Raw genomic sequence first — 21,904 nt, 5'->3', positions numbered from 1 at the left:
GCTATCTTGTTTGCCATTTTGAACCAGGGCAGTGCTCGCCATCCTCACAAACCTTGGCTTTTACAACACCAGGTGTACGCTCCGGTGGCTGTGCGCTGGCCAAGTCCAAACTGCCTGCACCGACAACGCCCTGAGATTTGTATGGGGTTACTTAAATGGTAAGCCTTTGACTAACCGGGCCGCGTTATTGCCAAGCTGCCGTAGTTGGTCCTCGTTCTGCCCGCGCCGCTGCCGAAATAGCGGGTTGGCGGGCGGTAAATTACGAAAATGCACGACCACTTCGTCGCCGGAACAGGCCAGCCCGACCAATAACGGGGAGCGGGTGGCGGCCTGCCAGGCGCGTTGTGCTACATCGCCGTCGTCGTCTTGTTGCCAGCGCCAGGGAATACCTTCCTCCTCAATACCCAGCAGCACCTGATGCCAGACGGCTTCGGGTGTCGGTGTCGTCAGACTGATTACTATTGCGGGGGCGTCATGGGTGAAATTCATCCGTGATTCTCCCGTTGATAGGCCAGAATCAGCCCGGTGGCTACCGCATTACGCGGCCCCTCGCTGGCGCGAATGTTGCCGCGCCCCGCCACCAATTTGTAGTGAGAGAGCGCATCGGTGACCAATTGCGGGATTTCAAAGTCCAGCGACGAGCCGCCAACTAACACCACGAAGGGGATATCGCGGATATTGCCGGTCGGGCTGACTTGACGCAGGGCGCGAAGCGCATTGGTAACAAACACCCGCTCTTTGGCTGAGCGGCGGATATTGCGCACTTTTTCCAGCGCGTAATCCCCCGGCAGTGGCACTAAACCTTCCGGCTTGACTACCACCAGTCGGGCAAAAACCTCTGGTGGCAGCGGTTGTGGGAAGAACTGAACGCTGCCATCTTCATGGCGCAGGTGGAACAAGCTTTCCACTTTTGCCAACGGATACTTTTTGATGTCCTCTGCCAGATAGCGGTCTTGTAAATCTAATTCAGAGGCGATGATCATCGTGACCATATCGCCGGCTCCCGCCAGATGGGTGGCGACGATTTGGCCCTGAGCATTGATGATGGAGGCGTCGGTAGATCCCGCCCCCAAATCGAGGATGGCGAGTGGCCGTTGCGTCCCTGGTGTGGTCAGCGCGCCGAGTATCGCCGCTTCGGCTTCCGCCCCCCCAACCTGAACATCAATATTCAGTGTCTTTTCGATTTCTCTGGCGATATGCGCCATTTGCAGGCGATCAGACTTCACCATGGAGGCGATGCCTACCGCTTGTTCAAGCGAGAATTCGCCCGCCAGACCGCCGGTGACATTGACCGGCACGGCAGTGTCTACTGCCAGCAAGTCTTGAATGAAGATCTCATTGGTTGGTTTATTGGTCAGTTCTGCCATGGTTTGGCGAACGTGTTCGAGCATGCCGCCGATATTGGTTCCTGCTTCACCACTGACATTGTCCAAATGACGGAAGCTGTTGACCGCCGTCATAATGGCTTCACTTCCGGTCGCCACATCAACTCGTACCGTGCGACCGTCGGCAAATAACTCCAGATGACCGGCCGGTATCGAGCGAGCTTTAACATCCCCTTCAGGGGTTTTCACTACCACCGCCGAGCGGGTACCAATCAACGCTCGTGCCACCGGCACAATGTTTTTGGTTTCTTCGGCACTCAGTTCAAATACGGTGGCAATGCCATAGGGGTTAGAGAGGGTTTCAATCACCTGACCCGGCATCGCAACTTCTACCGCCGCCAGCATGCCCATCGGGATGCGGTCGATATGTAGCACCTCATCAACGATCGGTAGCGGGTGCGCCAGCCGATTACTGACCAGCACGCCATCGTCCCGTTGCAAGATAACCGCAGTGATGCGGTAGCCAGCGCCGTTGGCGGCATTTACCACCGCCGCGACATCGGCGAAATCCACCGCTGATGGCACCACCAGAATGTAAGGTTGGGCAGGGTCACGGGTAACCAACTCGTCAATAGTAATGGTCAGCCCCACCCCCAATCCCAATCCCCCAGGGGTTTTCGGGTTATGACCGATCATGGTGGATTCGGTGATGATGGTTTCGGTAATTGTCTCCATCGCCACATCACCGATCACCGGTGTGGCCTCGTTAATGCGGATCAGGCTGATATCGCTTAGCGCAATATCGGCCTTTTCCACCAACATATTCAGCGCCTTGTTAATGCCGAAAATATTGCGTTGAGTCCCTTTGATACCCGTCGTCTCGGTCAGGGTACTGGTAATAAAGTGCAACTGACCACCAGCAGTGCATTGTGCTAATGCCACTTCTGTTGACGAGTTACCAATATCCACACCGACGATGTAATCCATATCCGATCCTTAAATGACTAATAACGGGATGTCGTGATCAACGGGGCTATCGTACCTAGGGGCGCTCCGGCGGCTTACGCCGCTACGACCCCCACGGCACGCTTCCCCTTGATTGATATCACTGCGTTAATCGTCGCCTTTTAGCTTCTTACGCTGGACATACAAAACGGCAGCTTCACGGACGAATGCCGCACAGATGGTCGCTTTGTAGGTCTGTTCCAGGTCGTCGGCGATAGCGTTCAGCTCCTCTTTGCTGGAGCGGAATGGACGTAGGGCGTTATAGATATCCAACACCTTGTCATCCGGTACTGCCGTCAGCTCGGCTGCACGCTCGAAGTTAATTGCCAACAGTGGACGACCTGCATCACGGGCAATAGATGCCTGAATACGCAGGATTTCCGGTGTAATCCGCAAATCTTGCGAAGTGACACTGCCGTTCAAAACGTTAGCCAACGTGAGGTCATCCAGCGTTTTGTTAGTGGCCGTTTTGACCCAATCAGGGTGTTTATTTGCCAGCGGATAATCAGAGACTTTGGCATCATTGCGCGAACTGGCTGCTGGTGCCGCACAAGCAGCCGCAGGTGTCTGGCCTTGCAAGCTGTTCATCTTGCTCAGCACATCGCGAACCATGGATTCAATAGCTTCGGAATTCATTGTGTTTTCCTTTGTTAAAGCGCCACCCGGAGTTCCTGAGGATTCTTGCCGGTCACCACATATTTGGTTTCTTTAATATGCAGAATCGCTGATTTGGCCTGATATTTTGGCCGTGCCATTTGGTCGTTCAGGGTAGGAACCGGTTGTGGTGATTCCCGTTTGGCATAACGCGCGGCGTTTTTACCAATTTGGCGATAAGTTTCCAGCGTCAACAGCGGGGCCTGCGGGAACAACTCCAGATTGGAGAGCGGCGGTAAGCCTTGCTGATGAATCACCGTAGTGCCTTTGGATTGAATACCGATGGAGATACCGGAACCACTCAGGCGGTTACCCTCGACGGCAACAAACGCCACGTCGGAGGATTTAAAGCAGCGGATAACCCGTGCTTTAATGCCTTCTTCTTCAATACCGGCGATCAGTTCGCGCAGAATATTTTTGTGCGGGATACCGACGATGTTAGCCGTTTGCGATAGGCCAAATGCCGGGCCGACGGCAATGATCACTTCATCCTGATTGCTGCCAGGGCGGGCTTCACCCACTTCGGTCAGGAAATTTCCTTCAGCAACAGTAGCCGTAGCCGCTGCGGGTTGGGAATCCTGCTTAAAGGAGACGGTATTTTTGTCTCCCTGCATTTCCTGCAATACGCCTTCGATAATTTGACGTAACAGTTTTTCGTTAATATCCACCATCTCGTGAACCCCTTAACCAAGCTCATTCGGATCAAGCGCGTTTGGAATGTTTTTGATCTCTTCCCAACGTGCACCTTCCAGCCGGTAACCGGTAGCTGGACCCGCGTAGTCATTGACGTCATTCACCGCTGACAGCACTTGGTTGTCACCTTTAATGATCGCCGAGGTATGCAGGTAGTCACCGGCAATTTTGGCTTTCTGGATGTTGAGCATGTCTTGCGCTACATCTTCGAAACCACCTTGTGCCAATGCTTTTACCACTTCCAAACCGGTGCGGTTTTTGCTGATGATTTCCTGAGCGAACTTGATGTCTTCAACGATGTTACGTTCCGGCATATCTTTCGAGCCGTGTGCATATGTCGCCGCAATCACTTCTTCGTCAGTAATGGGTGGCAGGCCCATACCGGCAAATACTGCTTGCAGCGCACGGGCAGCTTTATTACGAATCGCCACCACGTCAGCTTCCAGCACCGGACGCAAGCCACCATCAACTTTCAAGTCGCGCTGCAATACGTTGTAATCGTCAAAGTCTTCGGCATCTTCGTTGGAACCGGCGAACATGTTGTCGTAGTTAGGTACCGCAGAAAAACCAGAGGAGATAAAGTCAGTACCCGGCAGGAACTGCATCAGCAGACGGGCGGTACGGCGCATATCGGAGTGGGTAAAGGTCTGGTCGTTACTGGAGGCGCATTCCAAATCCAGTGCAGAGCAAATCAGGTTTTCTGCCAGGATGGCCCGGATGCCCGATGGCACAGCGGATGGCACACCGACACAACTGACTGAACCATTTTGCAGCCCCTGAACCCCGGCAGCTTTGGTGATATAGATACAGCGAGCTTCCAGATACAGCATGGATTTGCCTTCGGCATAACCCATTTGCACCTCGGAGCCTGAACCAGAGGTAAAACGCATTTTCAAACCGCGTGATGCATAGGACGAGGCGAGGAAGCCTTTGGACCACGGCGTGTCATCACCGTCGGTAAATACCGGCTCAGTACCGTAAACCGAAATGGTTTCGGCATAACAGGTATGGCCCAGCATCCCCAGCTTCAACTCGGTGGCTTCTTCCAGCGAACATTGCGTCAGCACACCAGGGCGACCCACTTGCGAACCGACTAACAGCGCGATGGCATTGAATGGCGCATAACGGGCCACGGCCACAGTAGTTTCCTGCTCATCGAAGCCACGGTATGCGCCTTCGGCGGCATCGGCGGCAATCTGCACTGGGTTATCTTTAACGTTAGTGACGTGAGCCTGTTGTGATGGGGTACGACGTGCGCGCATTTTCTGCATCGACATCATCATTTCCACCACGTTCATATGAGAAACCACCTCGACAATTTTGGCCGGGGTCATCGCTGTAGTGAGTGGCACAATGGTGCGGCGCGATACGTTAGGATCACACAGCATATTGGCCAACTTGATGGAGTCCATCTTCATCACTTCTTCCGCATGCGCCAGATTGATACCGTAGCGGGCGATAAAGTGGTCTATCAGGTCGAAACTGCTTTGTGGCTTACCGTCTAATTCGGTCACCACACCGTTAACAATCTTGATGGAAGGTTTTGGATCATTCGGGCTTTCCATGGCAATAAAGCCTTCCTCGATCCACTCTTTGACAAAGCCGTCCTGATTAACCGGGCGTTTCGCCAATGCTTCAAATCTTTTCGATTTCATGAAACAGCCTCACTGTGGCGTCAGATATAAGAAGGGCGGTCGTTTTTCGGTTCAGAACCCAAGGTCGCTAATACCGTTTTGCCAATCTCACGGGCAGAAATCACTGCCTGACGAACTGCGCCAGAATCACCGGAGATAACCAGAATCACTTCGTTACTGAAGCTGGTGCCATGTGCAGGGGAGCTGTAAGCCACCACGTCAACGTTGGCAGATTTCACGGCGGTATCCGCCATCAAAACACCAATCGACGCCGGTGCACCGACTATCACTCCGCAAGAACGGCCCAATGGCGCGCCAAATGCTTTTTCCAATGCGTGGCTGGCACGTGCGCTGTACTGCAATTCAATGTGACCGGCTTCATTGGCGTAAACATCGCCGAAGGTCCGATCCAGCTCTTTCAGCGCCACTTCGACGGCACGTTTCACATCAGAAACATCATCACCACCGAAGATGATCAGCGAGCCATGACCGGCACCGCCCTTGGTATCGCGGGGTAACTCAATACTGACCACTTCAGTATTAGTGGCTTTGACAGCTTCATCGGCCGCCATGATGTGCGGGCCAGCGCCGGTACGTGCGCCCAAAATACCGATGGAGCGATAGCGTTTTTCCAGCTTCATTGCGTCCAGTAGGGCGCTGTCGACGTTGGCGATCACCAGTCCGACCGTGTCACCGATCGCGGTACCAACAAATTCCGTTAAACTGCAAGTCTTCTCAGCCATAGCCGTATCTCGTTGTTTATAGGAGGGTTGTTTAGAAGACGCCGGAGCGTGTTCGCTGACTTTTGCTATCACCTGCGCCATGATTTGGTCGACCAGGTCATTGCTTTTCATTAGCTATTTCCCTTTGGCAAGAACTTCTCGACATCGGTGTGTGGACGTGGGATGACATGGGTCGATTTCACTTCACCCACTTTCGCAGCCGCACTTGCACCGGCATCAGTGGCTGCTTTAACTGCGCCCACATCACCACGTACGATGACGGTGACCAGACCAGAGCCAATTTTTTCATAGCCGACTAATGTCACATTGGCCGATTTCACCATGGTGTCCGCAGCCTCAATGGCTGCAGTCAACCCTTTGGTTTCCACCATTCCTAGTGCTTCTTGTTGCATAAATACCTCGACGGGGATGTCAGGAACCTGATGTTTGTGCGTTGGAAATGCAGCTATTACGGTTTCAAACGCGCTTCAGGTTCTAAAATAAAAACTGTCGTGTTGGTGCCATTCAGTAAATTTAAAAAAATAAATTCGGTAAGTTTAAAAATAAAGTTGTCAGGTTCGTGCTGAGAACGAATATACAAACAAGCAATGAAAAAGAATGGCTGTATTGAATTTACTGACGGGAATGGTTAGTGAGGAAATAACAAATTATTGTCATGGCTATAACTTAATATTATGTTTTAAAACGTTATTTCGTTGATATTGGGTGGTAATAACTGGCTATTGCATATTCAGAATTACAATTTATTAGGTGACAGTAGGTATTAAATCTGCTAATTGCGCACCCGCCCGATTAATAGTTCGCGTGATCGCGCGCATAAATATAATGATACACCTGAGGGGGGAGTAGCCACAAAAGTGCGAGCTTGATAACAATAACGGAAAGAATAAATGGCAAGAAAGTCATATAGCTGAATAAAGCATAAAAGTGCCTGTTAACACGGTGTTGGCGCTAACTTTTCTGCGCAAATGACAATAATTTGTTATTGAAGGTCTATTTTTTGTTTAATTAATGGCACATCACGACAACACTTTCATTTTTGCTCTCTTTATAGTGGCTGGGTCATGGGCCGTGCATTACTTCATCTATTTTGGATAGATTGATCATAATAATCACAAGCAGGGTAAATCTATGAACGACTCACTAAAAGCGCAGTGTATTGCGGAATTCCTCGGTACCGGGCTGTTTTTGTTTTTTGGTATTAGTTGTTTAGCTGCATTGAAAGTAGCAGGTGCCAGTTTTGGTTTGTGGGAAATCTGTATCGTGTGGGGGCTGGGTATTTCACTGGCGGTCTACCTGACGGCAGGAATTTCCGGTGCTCACCTCAACCCGGCCATTACTATCGCGTTATGGCTATTTGCCTGTTTCCCCGCACGGAAAGTCATCCCGTACAGCATTGCTCAAGTTGCCGGTGCTTTTGGTGGCGCGGCACTGGCCTATATGCTCTATCATAATTTATTTACTGATTTTGAAGCCGCACACCAGATGGTGCGTGGCAGCATGGAAAGTCTGCAATTAGCCAGTATCTTCAGCACCTTCCCATCACCGGCAATCAGCGTATGGCAGGCTGCATTTGTTGAAATTATTATCACCTCGATTCTTATGGGGCTGATTATGGCACTAACTGATGATGGTAACGGTGTGCCACGCGGTGCATTAGGTCCACTATTGATCGGTATTCTGGTGGCGGTTATTGGTGCTTCTACCGCTCCATTAACTGGTTTTGCCATGAATCCAGCACGTGATTTTGGTCCTAAATTATTTACCTTCTTTGCTGGTTGGGGAAAAATTTCAATGACCGGCGGCCGTGATATCCCTTATTTCATTATTCCGATTGTGGCGCCGATTATTGGTGCTTGCCTCGGGGCCGCAGTTTATCGCTTCCTCATTGGCAAAAATCTACCTTGTAATACCTGTAAGTTAGAGGATGAGAAAGTTAATTTATAAAGCAACGTGGATTTCCTCATCTGACACTGGGTGAGGAAATTTCGTGATCCATTCTGGTTAATGGCTCATTAATGGTCCCCTGACGTTTATGACTCTGGTAGAGTAAATTGTTACTTTACCTTTTCAGGGAAATAGATTTTAACCTGGTGAATAGGAATGACTAAATAACAATGTTCTAACATATTACTTATTACAGGGATGCTTTATAACAATAAAATAAAATTTAATAACAATAAATTAACTGAGAGGTTTTATCATGATTTCTGCCAGTTCTCTTAACTCAGAGCTCATAAATAAAATCGCCCAGGATTTTGCCCAAGCCACCGGATTGGCGGTGGTGGTGGTGAATATTCACGGTGAGGAAATCTCTGACCTGTTTAATTTCACCCCATTTTGTCAATTAATGCGTCAAGATCCGGTTAACCATCTGCGCTGTCGGATGAGTGATCGTTGTGGTGGCCTTGAAGCGTCCAAATCCAATGAGCCCTGCATCTACCGCTGCCATGCCGGATTAACTGATTTTTCTATTCCTTTGGTGATTGCCGGCCATCTGGTGGGCTTTGTGTTATGTGGTCAGGTCCGGCTACATGCAGATGTTTACCTTATTGATATTCTGAATGTCGATAATAACTGGCAGCAGAATCCGGCGCTAATGGATGAGTTCCATAATGTACCGATAATGGATTTTTCTCGAGTAATAGCCTCGGCTGATTTGCTGAAGCTGATTGTTGAGAACTGCCTGAAAAAACACCTCAATTTTGTTGTAATCAATGACAATATGGGGAGTAAAGAGCCGGGCAGAATACGGCCGCTCCACCCGCATGACAGCAAAATGAAGAAAGCACTACGCTATATAGACACGCATTTGTCAGAAGAGCTCCGGTTGGAAGAAGTGGCTGGCAAGGTGTATCTCAGCCCTTACTATTTCAGTAAATTATTTAAAAAATATCAGGGGATCGGCTTCAATGCCTGGGTCAACCAACAACGCATGGCCAATGCCAGAGAGATGTTGCAGCACAGTGATTGGAGCATTGCCAGTATTGCCAAAAATCTTGGATTTTCCCAAACCAGCTATTTTTGCAAGGTGTTCCGCCAGACCTATAATGTGACACCGCAGGTATTTCGTTCACTTTCTTCTGAACGCAGTGAAATGGAATGACAGTTATTGATCTAATAACAATTAGTCATGCTCTATGCTCACGTTTATATATTTAAGAACTGTGATGGGTATTAATATATTAAATAAATAATGACAATTTTTTGTTATGCTCTTAAATGCCGTTATCTTTCTAACTGATTGTTTTTAAATTATTTTTAATAATGCAGTGGCAATTATTTGCTGTGTTGACACCAAAAAATAATCCCCAAAAAATGAAATTAACCATTTTTTATTTGTGGAAAAGAGTATATTAACGTCAACCGGATTTAATAAATCAGTTGACGTTACAACTGTGTAAATAAAGAGATAAATTCTATAACGAAATAGAAATAAAATAATCTACTGTATTAGATAAATACATACCCCAACGTAGTTGGCGTTGCAGCAAGGTAGCAAACGAACAAACCCGTGGAGCTGACTAAGGTCAGTGATGCAGGTGCGTGAGAGTTGCTAACAACACTGTAGCTATCAATACGAGGGGGAAGTTACTGAAATGGTTATGTCGTGTACGCATTGGCACTTAATACACGACAGGGAAGGGGGTGACAATCCCCCGCAGCCCCCGCTGCTGTGATGCCGACGAACCCGCTGAAACCACTGATCCACCGGATTGGGAAGGTGCGGGAGAGGATGACGCTAAGCCAGAAGACCAGCCAAATCGGTAAAATATATTCAACTCCTTCGGTGGGAAGTGGGTTGTCATTAGATGCGCGCTGCGGTGACGTTGCGCAGACGCACCTTTTTGACACTGCATATCCCGCTCGAAATGGCGGGATTTTTTATGCAACGGTCTGGCAAACAAGCATTTATTATCGCAGGTACCGGCAGTGGATGCGGTAAAACAACCGTGACGTTGGGTATTCTGCGGGCGCTGATGGCACGCGGATTATCTGTGCAGCCGTTTAAGGTCGGGCCAGATTACCTGGATACCGGCTGGCATAGCGCCGTCAGTGGTGTTACCTCGCGTAACCTCGATGCTTTTATGCTACCGGCTGCGACCTTGAATGGGTTATATAACCAGCACATGCGCCATGCTGATGTGGCGGTGATCGAAGGTGTGATGGGCTTGTATGACGGCTACGGCACTGATCCCGATTATTGCAGTAGTGCGGCGATGGCCAAACAACTGGGCTGCCCGGTTATCTTACTGGTGGATGGCAAGGCGGTATCCACCTCGGTTGCGGCTACCGTGCTGGGGTTCTGCCAGTTTGACCCAAATCTCACCATCGCAGGCGTGATTGTTAACCGTGTTAATTCAGAAAACCATTATCAGCTAATCCGCCACGCCATCGAGCATTACTGCGGTATTCCCGTGCTGGGGCGCTTGCCGGTGATGGATGATATCGCGCTGCCATCACGCCATTTAGGGTTGATACCGGTGCAAGAGCAGCGTGAGGGCGTGGCGGGTAGAACCCATCAGCCCGACAGCTCGCCCCGCTGGCAACGGCTGGCACAGCAGGTTGAAGCCTTTATCGATCTCGACCGATTACTGGCACTGACGCATTGTGCGGCACAGCCTGCCGGCACCCCGCCTTCCTTACCTCTGTCTACACTGGCTAACGGCCTGACACTGGCCTTGGCCGAAGATGAAGCATTCAATTTCTATTACCCCGATAACCTTGACCTGCTAGAGCAGGCAGGCGTGCGCATCCAACGTTTCAGCCCACTTCATGACCGCCGGTTACCCGATTGCCAGATGATTTATCTCGGGGGAGGTTATCCCGAAATTCACGCGAGCCGCTTAGCGGCGAATACAGCGATGCATGCAGCGTTACAGCAAGCGCATCGCCAACAGATCCCGCTGTATGCCGAATGCGGTGGCCTGATGTATCTCGGTGATGGCTTAACGGATGAGAGTGGTCAGCGCCACCCGATGGTTGGCATTTTGGCCGGTGAGAGCCGGATGGGGAAACGGCTGACTCGCTTTGGTTACTGTCAGGCACAGGCCCGCAGTGACACCTTATTGGCTGCACAAGGTGAAATTCTGCGTGGTCATGAATTCCATTATTCCGATTTTACTAGCCCATTGACGCCGGTATTTGATAGCAGCAAATGGCGTGATGGTGTCGCTATTCAGCGCTGGCACAGTGGCTATCAACTTCAGCGCACTCAGGCCAGCTATCTGCATATCCATTTTGCCCAGCGCCCCGGTTTGCTTGATGGCTGGCTGACCGCTGCCCGGAGCGTGCTATGACCCTGAGCGCATGGTTTGTCGCTTTCTTGCTTGATAGCTGGCTCGGCGACCCGCCGCACTGGCCGCACCCGGTGCGCTGGATAGGCAACCTGATCTCTGTCATGCAACGTGCTATCCGTGCGGTTTGTCACAGCGAACGGGCACTGAAGTGGGGGGGAGCAGCGCTGTGGTTGGTGGTGGTCGGCGTGACATGGCTGCTGAGTTGGGGGTTCTTATCACTGATGACACACATCAATCCGTGGCTCGGCTGGTTGGCGCAAGTGTGGATGATTTACACCCTCTTAGCCGGACGTTGCCTGAGTGATGCGGCGCTACTGGTATTTGATGCCCTGAAGCACGGTTCGCTGGCACAAAGCCGCGAGAAGCTGTCATGGATTGTCGGGCGTGACACCTCACAACTAGAGAAGCCACAAATCACCCGTGCGGTGGTAGAGACAGTGGCCGAAAACAGCGTTGATGGCGTGATTGCACCGCTGTTCTTTTTGATGTTAGGCGGCGCCCCGCTGGCAATGGCTTACAAAGCAGTCAATACCCTTGATTCGATGGTGGGTTACAAAACGCCAAAATACCGCGCGATTGGTTATGTGTCGGCACGGATGGATGATGTGGCGAACTGGATCCCAGCCCGTCTGAGCTGGTTATTACTCAGCGTAGCCGCGTGGTTACTACGAGCCGATTACCGTCAGGCATTGCGCATCGGCTGGCGTGATCGTTATCAGCACGCCAGTCCTAACTGTGCCTGGTCTGAAGCCACGGTTGCCGGTGCGCTGGGCGTGCGGCTGGGGGGGCCGAATGATTACTTTGGCGTGCGGGTTGAAAAACCCTGGATCGGTGATGAACGGCGCGAGGTGGCGCTGGATGATATCCCGCGCACTATCCATTTGATGCTGATGGCGTCGTTATTAGCACTATTACTGTTTGCCCTGATTCGTCTGCTGCTGGTCGGCATTTAACAAGGATAACCTGATGAACTATATAAAGAACCCGCAGGAAATAGAGCAAAACAGTTTTGCCATCATCGGTGACATTATTGCCGATGAGCACCCGGACTTTCGCTTTGTCAGTGAGATGCAAGAAGCGGTGATCAAGCGGGTTATCCATACCACGGCGGATTTTGATTGGCTGGATATTCTGCATTTCTCACCGCAGGTACTAACCCATATTGCCGAGGGTATCCGCCGGGGTTGCACCCTTTATACCGATACTACGATGGCGATGTCCGGTATCAACAAAGTGCTGTTAAAGCAGATGGGATGCGAATGCCGTTGCTACATCAGTGACCCACGGGTGGTGGAGAGTGCGCCGCTACAGGGTATTACTCGCTCGATGGCCGCAGTGGATGTTGCTCTGGCAGAGTCAGGAGAAAAGCTGTTTGTCTTTGGTAATGCCCCGACTGCGTTATTCCGCTTGTTGGAACGCCACGCCACACCGATCGCGGTCATTGGTGTACCGGTGGGGTTTGTCGGGGCGGCTGAATCCAAAGATGCCTTGGTTGCCAGTGACCTGCCATGCATTGCAGCACTTGGGCGCAAAGGGGGCAGCAATGTGGCAGCAGCCATCATCAATGCCATCCTCTATCAGTTGCGGGGGGCGCTATGAGTGAGGCTACTGTCAATGACAGTCAGATGCTGCAAAACCAGCAATTAGACAGCATTTGGCATAACGGCAAACAATATCGCAAAGGTTACACCACCGGTTCTTGTGCGACGGCGGCGGCTAAAGTGGCGGCGCTAATGGTGTTGCGCCAGCAAGTGATTGACCAGATTTCAATTGTGACGCCTTCCGGTGTCACGTTATGCCTGAATGTAGAACAACCCCTCATTGAGGGCCAGCAAGCTACGGCGGCCATCCGCAAAGATGGTGGTGATGATGTTGATGCTACCCACGGCATGCTGATTTTTGCTCGCGTCACGCTGCGTGAACAGACGGAAATTACTCTGCGTGGTGGCGAAGGGGTCGGGACAGTGAGCCGTAAAGGTATTGGCCTCCCCGTCGGCAGCTCAGCCATTAATCGTACGCCACGCCAAACCATCGAGGCAGCAGTGCGCGAGGTCATCGGCCCGTTACGCGGTGCTGAAATAGAGATCTTTGCTCCCGAAGGGCAAGAGCGGGCGAAAAAAACCTATAACGGGCGGTTGGGGATCCTCGGTGGCATTTCCATCATCGGCACTACCGGCATTGTGACACCGATGTCGGAAGAGAGCTGGAAACGCTCGCTGGCATTGGAATTGGAGATGAAGCGCGCGGCGGGTGAAGATCGCGTCATTCTGGTACCGGGCAATCATGGCGAGCGCTTTGTTCGCGATCATCTGGGCCTCGACAGCCAGCGGGTGGTGACCATGAGTAATTTCGTCGGCTATATGTTGCAGGAAACCGTGCGACTGGGCTTTCGTCAGGTGCTGCTGGTAGGGCATCCCGGCAAATTAGTGAAAGTGGCCGCCGGTATCTTCCATACCCACAGCCATATCGCGGATGGGCGTATGGAAACATTGGTTGCCCATCTGGCGCTGATGGGGGCGCCGCATGCGCTACTGCTTGAAGTGAATCAGTGCAATACCACTGAAGCGGCGATGGAATTGATTGCTGAGCAGGGGTGGCAGGCGGTCTACAGCCGTATTGCCGAACGTATCTGTGAGCGAATTGCTGAAATGATGCGTTTCTCCGTTAATCCGCCGCAGTGCGATGCGATTTTATTCTCTTTCGATAATCAGGTGTTAGGCAGCAGTCGGCCTCTGGATGAGATTGTGGAGGCATTGCGATGATTACAGTTGTTGGCATCGGCCCAGGTGATATCGACTATCTGACCCCTGAAGCCCAGTGGGCTATCAGCCAGGCTGAGGTATTGGTGGGCGGGAAGCGCCATCTGGCAACATTTAGCAGCAATGTTCGTGAGTCCCGCTTGTTAGATGCGGATCTGCTGGGGTTACTGGAGTGGCTGGATAGCAACAAAACTCGCGCCATTGTGGTACTGGCTTCCGGTGATCCTCTGCTGTATGGCATTGGCAAACTGCTGGCGGCGAACTTCGGCACTGACGAGCTACATATCGTGCCCGGCATCAGCGCTATTCAATATCTGTGTGCCAAAGTGGCGCTGGATATGAATGACCTTTTTCTTACCAGCAGCCACGGGCGGGTACCCGATTTTGACTGGATTTTCCAGCATGACAAGGTGGCGATGGTGACTGACAGCATTATCGGCCCGCGTGCCATCGCCGATGCATTACATCAGCGTGGTCTGTCCCGCACCTTGATTATCGGTGAAAACCTGTCACAACCCAATGAACGTATTCACCGTCTGTCGCAACAACAGGTAGCGGCGCGTTATGACATGAATGTGGTGGTGATCCTCAATGAGAGATGATCTGTTCTTACGTGGGCAAAAAGTCCCGATGACCAAAGAAGCGGTGCGTGCATTGGCACTGGAACGGCTGGAGTTGCCTTGTTATGGCCACCTGATTGATGTGGGCGCCGGGACGGGCAGTGTGGCGTTGGAGGCGGCACTGCGCTTCCCCGATTTGCAGGTCACCGCGATTGAGCGCAACCCAGCGGCACTGGAACTGATTAGCGAAAACCGCCAGCGGCTGGGTTGCCACAACGTGGCGATCATCGCAGGCGTTGCCCCCTTGCCTAATACGGCCGCAGCCGATGCCATTTTTATTGGTGGCAGCGGCGGCCATTTAACCGATCTGATTGATTGGGCGCTGATGACACTTAAGCCCGATGGCCGTTTGGTACTGACCTTTATTTTGCTCAATAACCTTAATGACGCGTTGGCTCACTTACAGCACTGCGCTGTCAGTCAGTTAGATTGCGTGCAATTGCAACTCTCCACCCTGACCCCTTTGGGCAGCGGGCACTATTTTAAACCTAATAATCCTACTTATCTTATTTCCTGCCACAAGGAGGCGCGCAATGTCTGAGCATCCTGATGCTGCATCAACAGCGGTACTACAACCCTGGGATACACAAAAAATCTGGTTTGTCGGTGCAGGGCCGGGCGACAAAGAGTTGATCACCCTGAAAGGCTACCGGTTGTTACAGCAAGCAGAGGTGGTTATCTACGCCGGCTCGCTGATCAATACCGAACTGCTGGAATATTGCTCGCCAGAGGCGCAATGCCACGATAGCGCGGGTTTGAATTTGGAACAGATCATCACACTGATGGTTGATGGTGTGCGGGCTGGCAAGTTGGTGGTGCGATTACAAACCGGTGACCTCTCTTTATATGGTTCGATCCGTGAGCAGGGGGAAGTGCTGAGTGAGCACGGTATTGGTTTTGTGTCGGTACCGGGTGTCAGTGCTTTTCTTGGCGCAGCGGCGCAACTGGGGGTGGAATACACCGTGCCGGAAGTGGCGCAGAGCTTGATTATTACCCGAATCGAAGGGCGAACCCCGATGCCGCCGCTGGAGCAACTGGAGGCGTTTGCCGCGCACCAAACATCGATGGCGATTTTCTTGTCAGTACAAGAGATGGACCGCGTGGCTGAACGTTTGATTGCTGGCGGATACCCAGCGTCGACTCCTGTTGCGGTGGTGTACAAAGCGACATGGGCTGAAAGCCGCACTGTGCGCGGTACGCTGGCTGATATCGCCGAATTGGTTCGCGCCGCTGCTATTCATAAAACTGCACTGATTTTGGTGGGGGCGTTCCTCGGTGATGAATACCACTATTCCAAACTCTATGATGCGGGGTTTAGCCATGAATATCGTCAAGCCTGAATCCATAGCGGTATTTTGCCTGACTCCGGGCGGGGTGCGGTTGGCGCGGCGTTTGCAGACCCACTTGCCGCTGACCTGCTTTACCAGTGAAAAACTGTTGGAACCGGGTTTTCTGCCGTTCAATGGCAGTTTTGGCGACACCATTCGTGAGGCCTTTAAACAGTATTCGGCACTGGTAGTGGTCGGGGCTATCGGCCTGACAGTGCGGGTTATCGCCCCGTTGGTGAATGACAAAATGAGTGATCCGGCGGTGGTGGTGATTGATGAGCGTGGGCAACATGTCATTAGTCTGTTGTCTGGTCACGTGGGTGGCGGCAATACCTTAACCCGTTATTTGGCGGGCATTCTCGGGGCCGATCCGGTGATAACTACTGCAACCGACGTTAACCAGATGGCGGCATTGGATACGCTGGCGACCCAACTGGACGGCGAAATGCAGGATTTTCGTCACGCCGTCAAAGTGGTCAATCAAATGTTGGTCAGCGAACAAAAAGTGGGTTTGTGGTGGGATACGCCTCTGCTGGCTGAGCGTGAACGCTGTGACACTCGTGGTTTTGTAGCGGTTGATTCGCTGGATCAATTGCCAAAACTGGATGCGATAGTTTGTGTCACGTTGCGCGACAGCCTGCCTCCATTACCGTTACCGGTGTACAAACTGGTGCCACGCCGGGTGGTCGCGGGTATCGGTTGCCGCCGGGCCACCTCGCTGCAAACCTTGGTTGAATTGTTACAACAGCAAATGGCCGAGAATCACTTTGACCTCATGGCGCTGCGGGCTATTGGCAGTGTCACTATCAAAAAAGATGAACCCGCGCTACATCAATTGGCTCAGTGCTGGCGAGTACCGTTCGAACTGTTCAGTGTCGGCGAACTGAGTCGCCATGAGCAACGTTTCCCTGCTTCTGATTTTGTCCGCCAAACGGTGGGTGTCGGCAGCGTTTCACAACCGGTCGCCTGGCTGATGAGCGACGGTAAATTGGTTGGCAATACTCTGCGTCAGCAGGGTGTCACCATCACTCTGGGAGTATCGCATTAATGTTAACCGTAATTGGCATCGGGCCGGGCAGTGAATCGATGATGACGCAGGAAGCTATCGCCGCAATCCGCGAGGCGGAAATTATCGTCGGTTATAAAACCTATACCCATCTGGTGAAACCCTTGACCGGGGATAAGCAGGTGATCAAAACCGGCATGTGTAAAGAGATAGAGCGCTGCCAAACCGCCATTGATCTGGCGCTGGCGGGCCATAACGTGGCGCTTATCAGCAGTGGTGATGCCGGGATCTATGGTATGGCGGGCTTGGTGCTGGAGCTGGTAACGCAACAAAAATTGGAGTTGGAGGTGCGGTTGGTGGCGGGGATCACCGCCAGTATTGCTGCTGCCTCGTTACTCGGTGCGCCGCTAATGCATGATTTTTGTCATATCAGCCTGAGTGATTTGATGACGCCGTGGGCGGTGATCGAAAAACGCATTGTCGCGGCAGCGCAGGCTGATTTTGTTATCTGTTTCTATAACCCACGCAGCCGTGGCCGTGAAGGGCATCTGGCCCGCGCGTTTGAGTTAATGCAGCCGTGGAAGCGGCCTGAAACGCCAGTCGGGGTAGTGAAAGCCGCCGGGCGTAAAAAACAGGAGAAATGGATCACTACGCTGGGTGAGATGGATTTCGAACCGGTGGATATGACCAGTCTGGTGATCGTCGGTAATCAGGCGACCTATTGCCGTGATGGGTTGATGATCACGCCACGGGGCTATTCATTGTGATGAGCCATCACCCTTATCCACCGATTCATGTCTTTGGCGGTACCAGTGATGCGCGGCTGATTTGCCAATTGCTGGATGCCGCAGAGCAACGCTATAGCCTGTCGGTTGCCACTGATGCCGGTAAACAACTGGCGGGAGATATTGGCGGTGAGGTCATGGTTGGGCGGATGGATGCAGGGCAGATGGCTGATTTTTTGGCGACCAGACAGGTCCAGTGGGTGGTTGATGCCTCGCATCCTTATGCCTGCATGCTCAGTGACAATGTGGTGGCGGCCTGCGAACAGTCAAATGTCACGCTGACCCGTTACCAACGGCCAAGTGAAATTGATGTTCTGAGCCACCCTCTGCTGCACAAGGTCGATAGCGTTGCTGCGGCCTGTGAGGTGGCCAAACGGCTGGGGCCGCGGGTGTTACTCACGACTGGCAGCAAGCAGTTGGCTGAATATCAACGTGGGCTGGTGGGTAAAACCTTACTGGTTCGGGTGCTGCCCACGGCGCAAGTGCTGAACCAATGTGAGGCGCTGGGGCTGGGGGTTGACCACATTATTGCGCTGCGCGGGCCATTCAGCGCGTCTTTCAATCAGGCACTGTATGAGTTTTGTCAGCCGGATGTGGTTATCACTAAAGAGTCCGGTGCCCAGGGGGGATATCAGGAAAAAGTTGCCCCCTGTCTGGCACTGAATATCCCCTGCATTGTGGTGTGTCGCCCCGCAAGCGTGGTATTGGGCGGTATCGGTCAGCAAGTGACGTCATTAGATGAATTTAGCCAACATCTGATCCACTGGCAGCAACAACGAGGGCAATAAAATGAAAAAAGCACTGTTGGTGATCAGTTTCGGCACCAGTTATGAACAAACCCGCCAAAAGAATATTGATGCTTGCGAGCAGCAACTGGCGGCAGCTTACAGCGATCGTGATGTTTTTCGCGCGTTTACCTCGGAGATGATCATCCGCAAATTGCGCAAACGCGATGGTTTGCTGATCAACAACCCACGGGAGGCGCTAAAACACCTGGCTGAACAGGGCTATCAGGATGTCGCCATCCAATCGCTGCATGTGATAAACGGCGATGAATACGAAAAAATTGCCAATGAAGTGCGCACCTTTAGCGACTGTTTCCATCGTCTGGTATTGGGTACGCCGTTGTTAAGCAGTTTTGCCGATTACCAACAACTGCTGGTGGCGTTACAGGCTCAAATGCCGGTGCTGGCCGCTGATGAGCGGGTGGTCTTTATGGGCCACGGTGCCAGCCATTATGCCTTTTCAGCCTATGCCTGTCTGGATCATCTGATGACCTCGCTGCATTTCCCGGCATTGGTGGGCGCGGTAGAGAGTTATCCAGAAATCAGCCATATCATTACCCGGCTGCAACAGCAGGGGGTGCGTAAAGTGCACTTAATGCCGCTGATGTTGGTGGCAGGTGATCATGCCATCAACGATATGGCCTCTGATGAGCCGGACTCATGGCAATCGCAACTGGAGGCCGCCGGTATCTGTGCTCACTCCTGGTTACAAGGATTGGGTGAGAACCCATTGATACGTCAAATGTTTGTCGAACATCTGGACCAAGCCTTACAACAAAAACAGCAGGAGGCAGCGTAATGAGCGGCAGACTTTATGCATTGGGTGTTGGCCCAGGTGCTAGTGATTTAATTACTGTACGCGCAGCACGGCTGATAGCCAAACTCGATGTGCTGTATGCGCCTGCCGGGCGCAAAGGTGGCGACAGTCTGGCGCTCTCTATCGTGCGCGAATACCTTTCACCACATACCGAAATCCGCACCTGTCATTTCCCTATGAGCGCTGATGATAGTGAGAAGCAAGCGGTATGGGATGAGGTGGCACAACAGTTGCAATCTGAAGTGGCCAATGGCCGTCAGGTGGGATTTATCACCCTCGGCGATGCCATGTTATTCAGCACGTGGGTGTTTTTATTGGAACGCATCGGGCGGCCTGATTGGTTGGAAATTGTACCGGGCGTAACCTCATTTGCCGCCATTGCCTCGCGTGCGGCGCTACCGCTGGCGATGGAGCAGCAGTCACTGGCCATCATGTCCTGTACCGCGCCGGAGGCCGAATTGGAGCGCGCACTGCGGGATCACGACTGTGTGGTGCTAATGAAAGTCTATGGCCGTTTTGCTCGGATCCAGGCGCTGCTGGCACGGTTGGAGCTGTTCCCACATGCGCTGTTGATGTCGGAAGCCTCATTGCCTGGCGAAGTGTGCTGGCGTCAGCTTGATAGCATCGCCGCTGACCAGCCATTGCCCTATTTCTCGACCATTTTAGTGAATAAGCAGCAACGAGTTAATGGATAACAGGTTAGTTAAATAGAGGGTTAATTAATTTTAAATTACTCCCCAAAGTGATTGGAGCAACTAATGGAAATGGAAAAAGAGTTAAAGAAACTGTCTTATAGCGGAGTGGCAATGGCAATCTTGCTCACGCTGGCACCGAATGACGTTTTTGCCATGCACATTATGGAAGGTTTTCTGCCGCCGATGTGGGCGCTGGCTTGGTGGGTATTGTTTCTGCCATGTCTGTTTATGGGGTTGGTGCGCTTAAAGCAGATTGTGGCTGAAGACAGCAATCAGAAAGTGTTATTGGCGCTGTGTGGCGCGTTTATTTTCGTGCTCTCAGCACTGAAAATTCCGTCGGTGACCGGCAGTTGCTCACACCCTACAGGGGTAGGGCTGGCTGTCATCTTGTTTGGGCCGGTGGTGGTGGCGGTGCTGGGGGCGATTGTACTGCTGTTCCAGGCGCTATTGCTGGCACACGGCGGGCTGACAACGCTCGGTGCTAACGGTATGTCGATGGCGGTGATCGGGCCGGTAGTGGGTTATTTGGTGTGGAAATTGGCCTGTAAAGCGGGATTACGCCGCGATGTTGGGGTTTTCCTCTGTGCCATGTTAGCGGATTTAACCACTTATTTTGTCACCTCAGTACAACTTGGCTTGGCGTTCCCCGATCCACAATTTGGTATCAGCGGTTCAGTTATCAAGTTTATGGGGGTGTTCTGTATTACCCAGATCCCGATTGCGATTGCTGAAGGGTTATTGACGGTCATGATTTACGACCAATTGACCAAACGGCGCTTAATTCACGCGGAGAGCCACTAACATGAAAAAGACCCTGATCCTGCTGGCAATGGTGATTGCACTGGTTATTATGCCGTTCTTTATTAATCACGGCGGCGAATACGGTGGCTCGGATGGAGAGGCTGAAGCGCTGATCCAGCAAACGGCACCGCACTATGAGCCTTGGTTCCAGCCATTATATGAACCTGCCAGTGGTGAAATTGAGAGTCTGTTGTTCACGCTGCAAGGTTCCATTGGCGCAGCGGTGATTTTCTATATCTTGGGTTACTACCGGGGGAAACGCGGTGAGCATGCTGGGGATTGATAAACTAAGTTATCAAAGCCGCTGGCGGCAGGTTGACCCAATAGGGAAACTAGTGCTGTATGGGGTTTTCCTGTTGCTGGCGATGCTCAGCCCGCCGCTCTATCAGGCGTTATTGCTGATATTTATCGCCGCGCTGACCTGCTACTTGTTACGCGTTGGCCCGCGCCGTTATCTGCACTGGCTGGCTATTCCGCTGTCATTCCTGTTGGTGGGGCTGGTGACCATTGTGTTATCCCTTTCTCGTCAACCGGAGAGTATGTGGTGGAGTATACAAATCGGTAATTGGTGGTTCGGTATCGATAAAGTCGGTCTAACCACTGCCAATCAGACCTTGTGGCGTAGCCTGGCTGCATTGGCCGCGACTTTCTGGTTTGTGCTGAATACGCCATTCCCACAGCTTATTCAGATACTTAAACGCTGCCATGCCCCCCGTTTGCTGACTGAGCAAATTTTGCTGACCTGGCGTTTTATTTTTATTTTGGCTGAAGAGGCTGCTGCTATCCATCATGCGCAGTCCCTACGGTTTGGTTATATCTCATTGCGTACTGGCTACCATTCGCTGGCTATGTTGGTGAGTATGCTATTTACCCGCGTGATGATTCGCTATCAACAGATGGTTATCTCGCTGGATATGAAACTTTATCAGGGTGATTTCCACCTGTAAGGCAGGA

General features: G+C 51.9%; 24 protein-coding genes and 1 riboswitch. Of the genes, 17 read left to right on the top strand and 7 right to left on the bottom strand.

The genetic code is table 11. The features are described from left to right. Nucleotides 1-147: 147 nt before the first annotated feature. The 7 genes from V2A84_RS10905 to pduA all read right to left on the bottom strand — a co-directional run bounded on the left by V2A84_RS10905 (nucleotide 148) and on the right by pduA (nucleotide 6,446). Nucleotides 148-489 (bottom strand): glycerol dehydratase reactivase beta/small subunit family protein, encoded by a 342-nt coding sequence (locus tag V2A84_RS10905; RefSeq protein ID WP_032906379.1) that lies wholly within the window; start codon nucleotides 487-489, stop codon nucleotides 148-150. Further along, nucleotides 486-2,312, bottom strand: coding sequence for a diol dehydratase reactivase subunit alpha (locus V2A84_RS10900; RefSeq protein WP_442847951.1), 1,827 nt, complete (start codon nucleotides 2,310-2,312; stop codon nucleotides 486-488). The genes V2A84_RS10905 and V2A84_RS10900 overlap by 4 nt, the downstream gene beginning before the upstream one ends. Before the next feature lie 126 nt (nucleotides 2,313-2,438). Next, nucleotides 2,439-2,966, bottom strand: coding sequence for a propanediol dehydratase small subunit PduE (pduE, locus tag V2A84_RS10895; RefSeq protein ID WP_083159270.1), 528 nt, complete (start codon nucleotides 2,964-2,966; stop codon nucleotides 2,439-2,441). 14 nt (nucleotides 2,967-2,980) lie between these two features. Next, nucleotides 2,981-3,652: a propanediol/glycerol family dehydratase medium subunit gene (locus V2A84_RS10890; protein WP_193784826.1), complete on the bottom strand. Its 672-nt coding sequence runs from the start codon at nucleotides 3,650-3,652 to the stop codon at nucleotides 2,981-2,983. Between the two features lie 15 nt (nucleotides 3,653-3,667). Next, the gene (pduC, locus tag V2A84_RS10885) at nucleotides 3,668-5,332 is read right to left on the bottom strand and encodes a propanediol dehydratase large subunit PduC (protein WP_005185311.1); all 1,665 of its coding nucleotides are present in this window, start codon (nucleotides 5,330-5,332) and stop codon (nucleotides 3,668-3,670) included. A gap of 20 nt (nucleotides 5,333-5,352) precedes the next feature. Next, nucleotides 5,353-6,165, bottom strand: coding sequence for a propanediol utilization microcompartment protein PduB (gene pduB, locus V2A84_RS10880; protein WP_004699354.1), 813 nt, complete (start codon nucleotides 6,163-6,165; stop codon nucleotides 5,353-5,355). Next, nucleotides 6,165-6,446 (bottom strand): propanediol utilization microcompartment protein PduA, encoded by a 282-nt coding sequence (gene pduA / locus V2A84_RS10875; protein ID WP_032906380.1) that lies wholly within the window; start codon nucleotides 6,444-6,446, stop codon nucleotides 6,165-6,167. The genes pduB and pduA overlap by 1 nt, the downstream gene beginning before the upstream one ends. 739 nt (nucleotides 6,447-7,185) lie before the next feature. Between pduA and pduF the strand changes: the two genes are divergently transcribed. The 17 genes from pduF to V2A84_RS10790 all read left to right on the top strand — a co-directional run bounded on the left by pduF (nucleotide 7,186) and on the right by V2A84_RS10790 (nucleotide 21,897). Continuing rightward, nucleotides 7,186-8,001, top strand: coding sequence for a propanediol diffusion facilitator PduF (gene pduF / locus V2A84_RS10870; RefSeq protein WP_083159268.1), 816 nt, complete (start codon nucleotides 7,186-7,188; stop codon nucleotides 7,999-8,001). Between the two features lie 256 nt (nucleotides 8,002-8,257). Next, entirely contained in the window at nucleotides 8,258-9,160 is a 903-nt protein-coding gene (gene pocR / locus V2A84_RS10865; RefSeq protein WP_442848815.1) for a transcriptional regulator PocR, read from the top strand. 477 nt (nucleotides 9,161-9,637) lie between these two features. Further along, nucleotides 9,638-9,832, top strand: a riboswitch (cobalamin riboswitch). Nucleotides 9,833-9,941: 109 nt separating this feature from the next. Then, a complete protein-coding gene (locus tag V2A84_RS10860) occupies nucleotides 9,942-11,354 on the top strand; it encodes a cobyrinate a,c-diamide synthase (RefSeq protein WP_442848814.1) in 1,413 nt (470 codons plus the stop codon). Continuing rightward, entirely contained in the window at nucleotides 11,351-12,307 is a 957-nt protein-coding gene (gene cbiB / locus V2A84_RS10855; RefSeq protein ID WP_420073308.1) for an adenosylcobinamide-phosphate synthase CbiB, read from the top strand. The genes V2A84_RS10860 and cbiB overlap by 4 nt, the downstream gene beginning before the upstream one ends. 13 nt (nucleotides 12,308-12,320) lie before the next feature. After that, nucleotides 12,321-12,953 carry a cobalt-precorrin-8 methylmutase gene (locus V2A84_RS10850; RefSeq protein ID WP_083159265.1) on the top strand — a complete coding sequence of 211 codons (633 nt, stop codon included), beginning with the start codon at nucleotides 12,321-12,323 and terminating at the stop codon, nucleotides 12,951-12,953. Beyond that, nucleotides 12,950-14,116: a cobalt-precorrin-5B (C(1))-methyltransferase CbiD gene (cbiD, locus tag V2A84_RS10845; protein ID WP_083159264.1), complete on the top strand. Its 1,167-nt coding sequence runs from the start codon at nucleotides 12,950-12,952 to the stop codon at nucleotides 14,114-14,116. Before V2A84_RS10850 ends, cbiD begins: the two co-directional genes overlap by 4 nt. After that, the gene (locus tag V2A84_RS10840) at nucleotides 14,113-14,715 is read left to right on the top strand and encodes a cobalt-precorrin-7 (C(5))-methyltransferase (RefSeq protein WP_083159263.1); all 603 of its coding nucleotides are present in this window, start codon (nucleotides 14,113-14,115) and stop codon (nucleotides 14,713-14,715) included. Before cbiD ends, V2A84_RS10840 begins: the two co-directional genes overlap by 4 nt. Beyond that, nucleotides 14,705-15,274, top strand: a complete 570-nt coding sequence (locus V2A84_RS10835; protein WP_083159262.1) for a decarboxylating cobalt-precorrin-6B (C(15))-methyltransferase — start codon at nucleotides 14,705-14,707, stop codon at nucleotides 15,272-15,274. Before V2A84_RS10840 ends, V2A84_RS10835 begins: the two co-directional genes overlap by 11 nt. Beyond that, nucleotides 15,267-16,073, top strand: coding sequence for a cobalt-precorrin-4 methyltransferase (locus V2A84_RS10830; protein WP_050882260.1), 807 nt, complete (start codon nucleotides 15,267-15,269; stop codon nucleotides 16,071-16,073). The genes V2A84_RS10835 and V2A84_RS10830 overlap by 8 nt, the downstream gene beginning before the upstream one ends. Continuing rightward, the gene (gene cbiG, locus V2A84_RS10825; RefSeq protein WP_083159261.1) at nucleotides 16,054-17,109 is read left to right on the top strand and encodes a cobalt-precorrin 5A hydrolase; all 1,056 of its coding nucleotides are present in this window, start codon (nucleotides 16,054-16,056) and stop codon (nucleotides 17,107-17,109) included. Before V2A84_RS10830 ends, cbiG begins: the two co-directional genes overlap by 20 nt. Beyond that, a complete protein-coding gene (locus V2A84_RS10820; RefSeq protein ID WP_050084476.1) occupies nucleotides 17,109-17,834 on the top strand; it encodes a precorrin-3B C(17)-methyltransferase in 726 nt (241 codons plus the stop codon). Before cbiG ends, V2A84_RS10820 begins: the two co-directional genes overlap by 1 nt. Next, entirely contained in the window at nucleotides 17,834-18,640 is an 807-nt protein-coding gene (locus V2A84_RS10815; protein WP_442821064.1) for a cobalt-precorrin-6A reductase, read from the top strand. Before V2A84_RS10820 ends, V2A84_RS10815 begins: the two co-directional genes overlap by 1 nt. A 1-nt stretch (nucleotide 18,641) precedes the next feature. After that, entirely contained in the window at nucleotides 18,642-19,436 is a 795-nt protein-coding gene (gene cbiK, locus V2A84_RS10810) for a sirohydrochlorin cobaltochelatase (protein WP_083159260.1), read from the top strand. Beyond that, nucleotides 19,436-20,149, top strand: coding sequence for a cobalt-factor II C(20)-methyltransferase (locus V2A84_RS10805; protein WP_372558502.1), 714 nt, complete (start codon nucleotides 19,436-19,438; stop codon nucleotides 20,147-20,149). Before cbiK ends, V2A84_RS10805 begins: the two co-directional genes overlap by 1 nt. Nucleotides 20,150-20,212: 63 nt before the next feature. Then, a complete protein-coding gene (gene cbiM, locus V2A84_RS10800; protein WP_005185360.1) occupies nucleotides 20,213-20,950 on the top strand; it encodes a cobalt ECF transporter S component CbiM in 738 nt (245 codons plus the stop codon). 1 nt (nucleotide 20,951) lies between these two features. Further along, nucleotides 20,952-21,233, top strand: a complete 282-nt coding sequence (locus tag V2A84_RS10795) for an energy-coupling factor ABC transporter substrate-binding protein (protein WP_005185363.1) — start codon at nucleotides 20,952-20,954, stop codon at nucleotides 21,231-21,233. Continuing rightward, nucleotides 21,220-21,897, top strand: a complete 678-nt coding sequence (locus tag V2A84_RS10790) for an energy-coupling factor ABC transporter transmembrane protein (RefSeq protein ID WP_420073302.1) — start codon at nucleotides 21,220-21,222, stop codon at nucleotides 21,895-21,897. Before V2A84_RS10795 ends, V2A84_RS10790 begins: the two co-directional genes overlap by 14 nt. Nucleotides 21,898-21,904: the final 7 nt, after the last annotated feature.

The organism is Yersinia sp. 2553 StPb PI (assembly GCF_052217105.1).
Taxonomy (GTDB): domain Bacteria; phylum Pseudomonadota; class Gammaproteobacteria; order Enterobacterales; family Enterobacteriaceae; genus Yersinia; species Yersinia enterocolitica_E.
The sequence above is the reverse complement of the archived record's forward strand: the minus strand, read 5'-3'. Positions and strand labels throughout refer to the sequence as shown.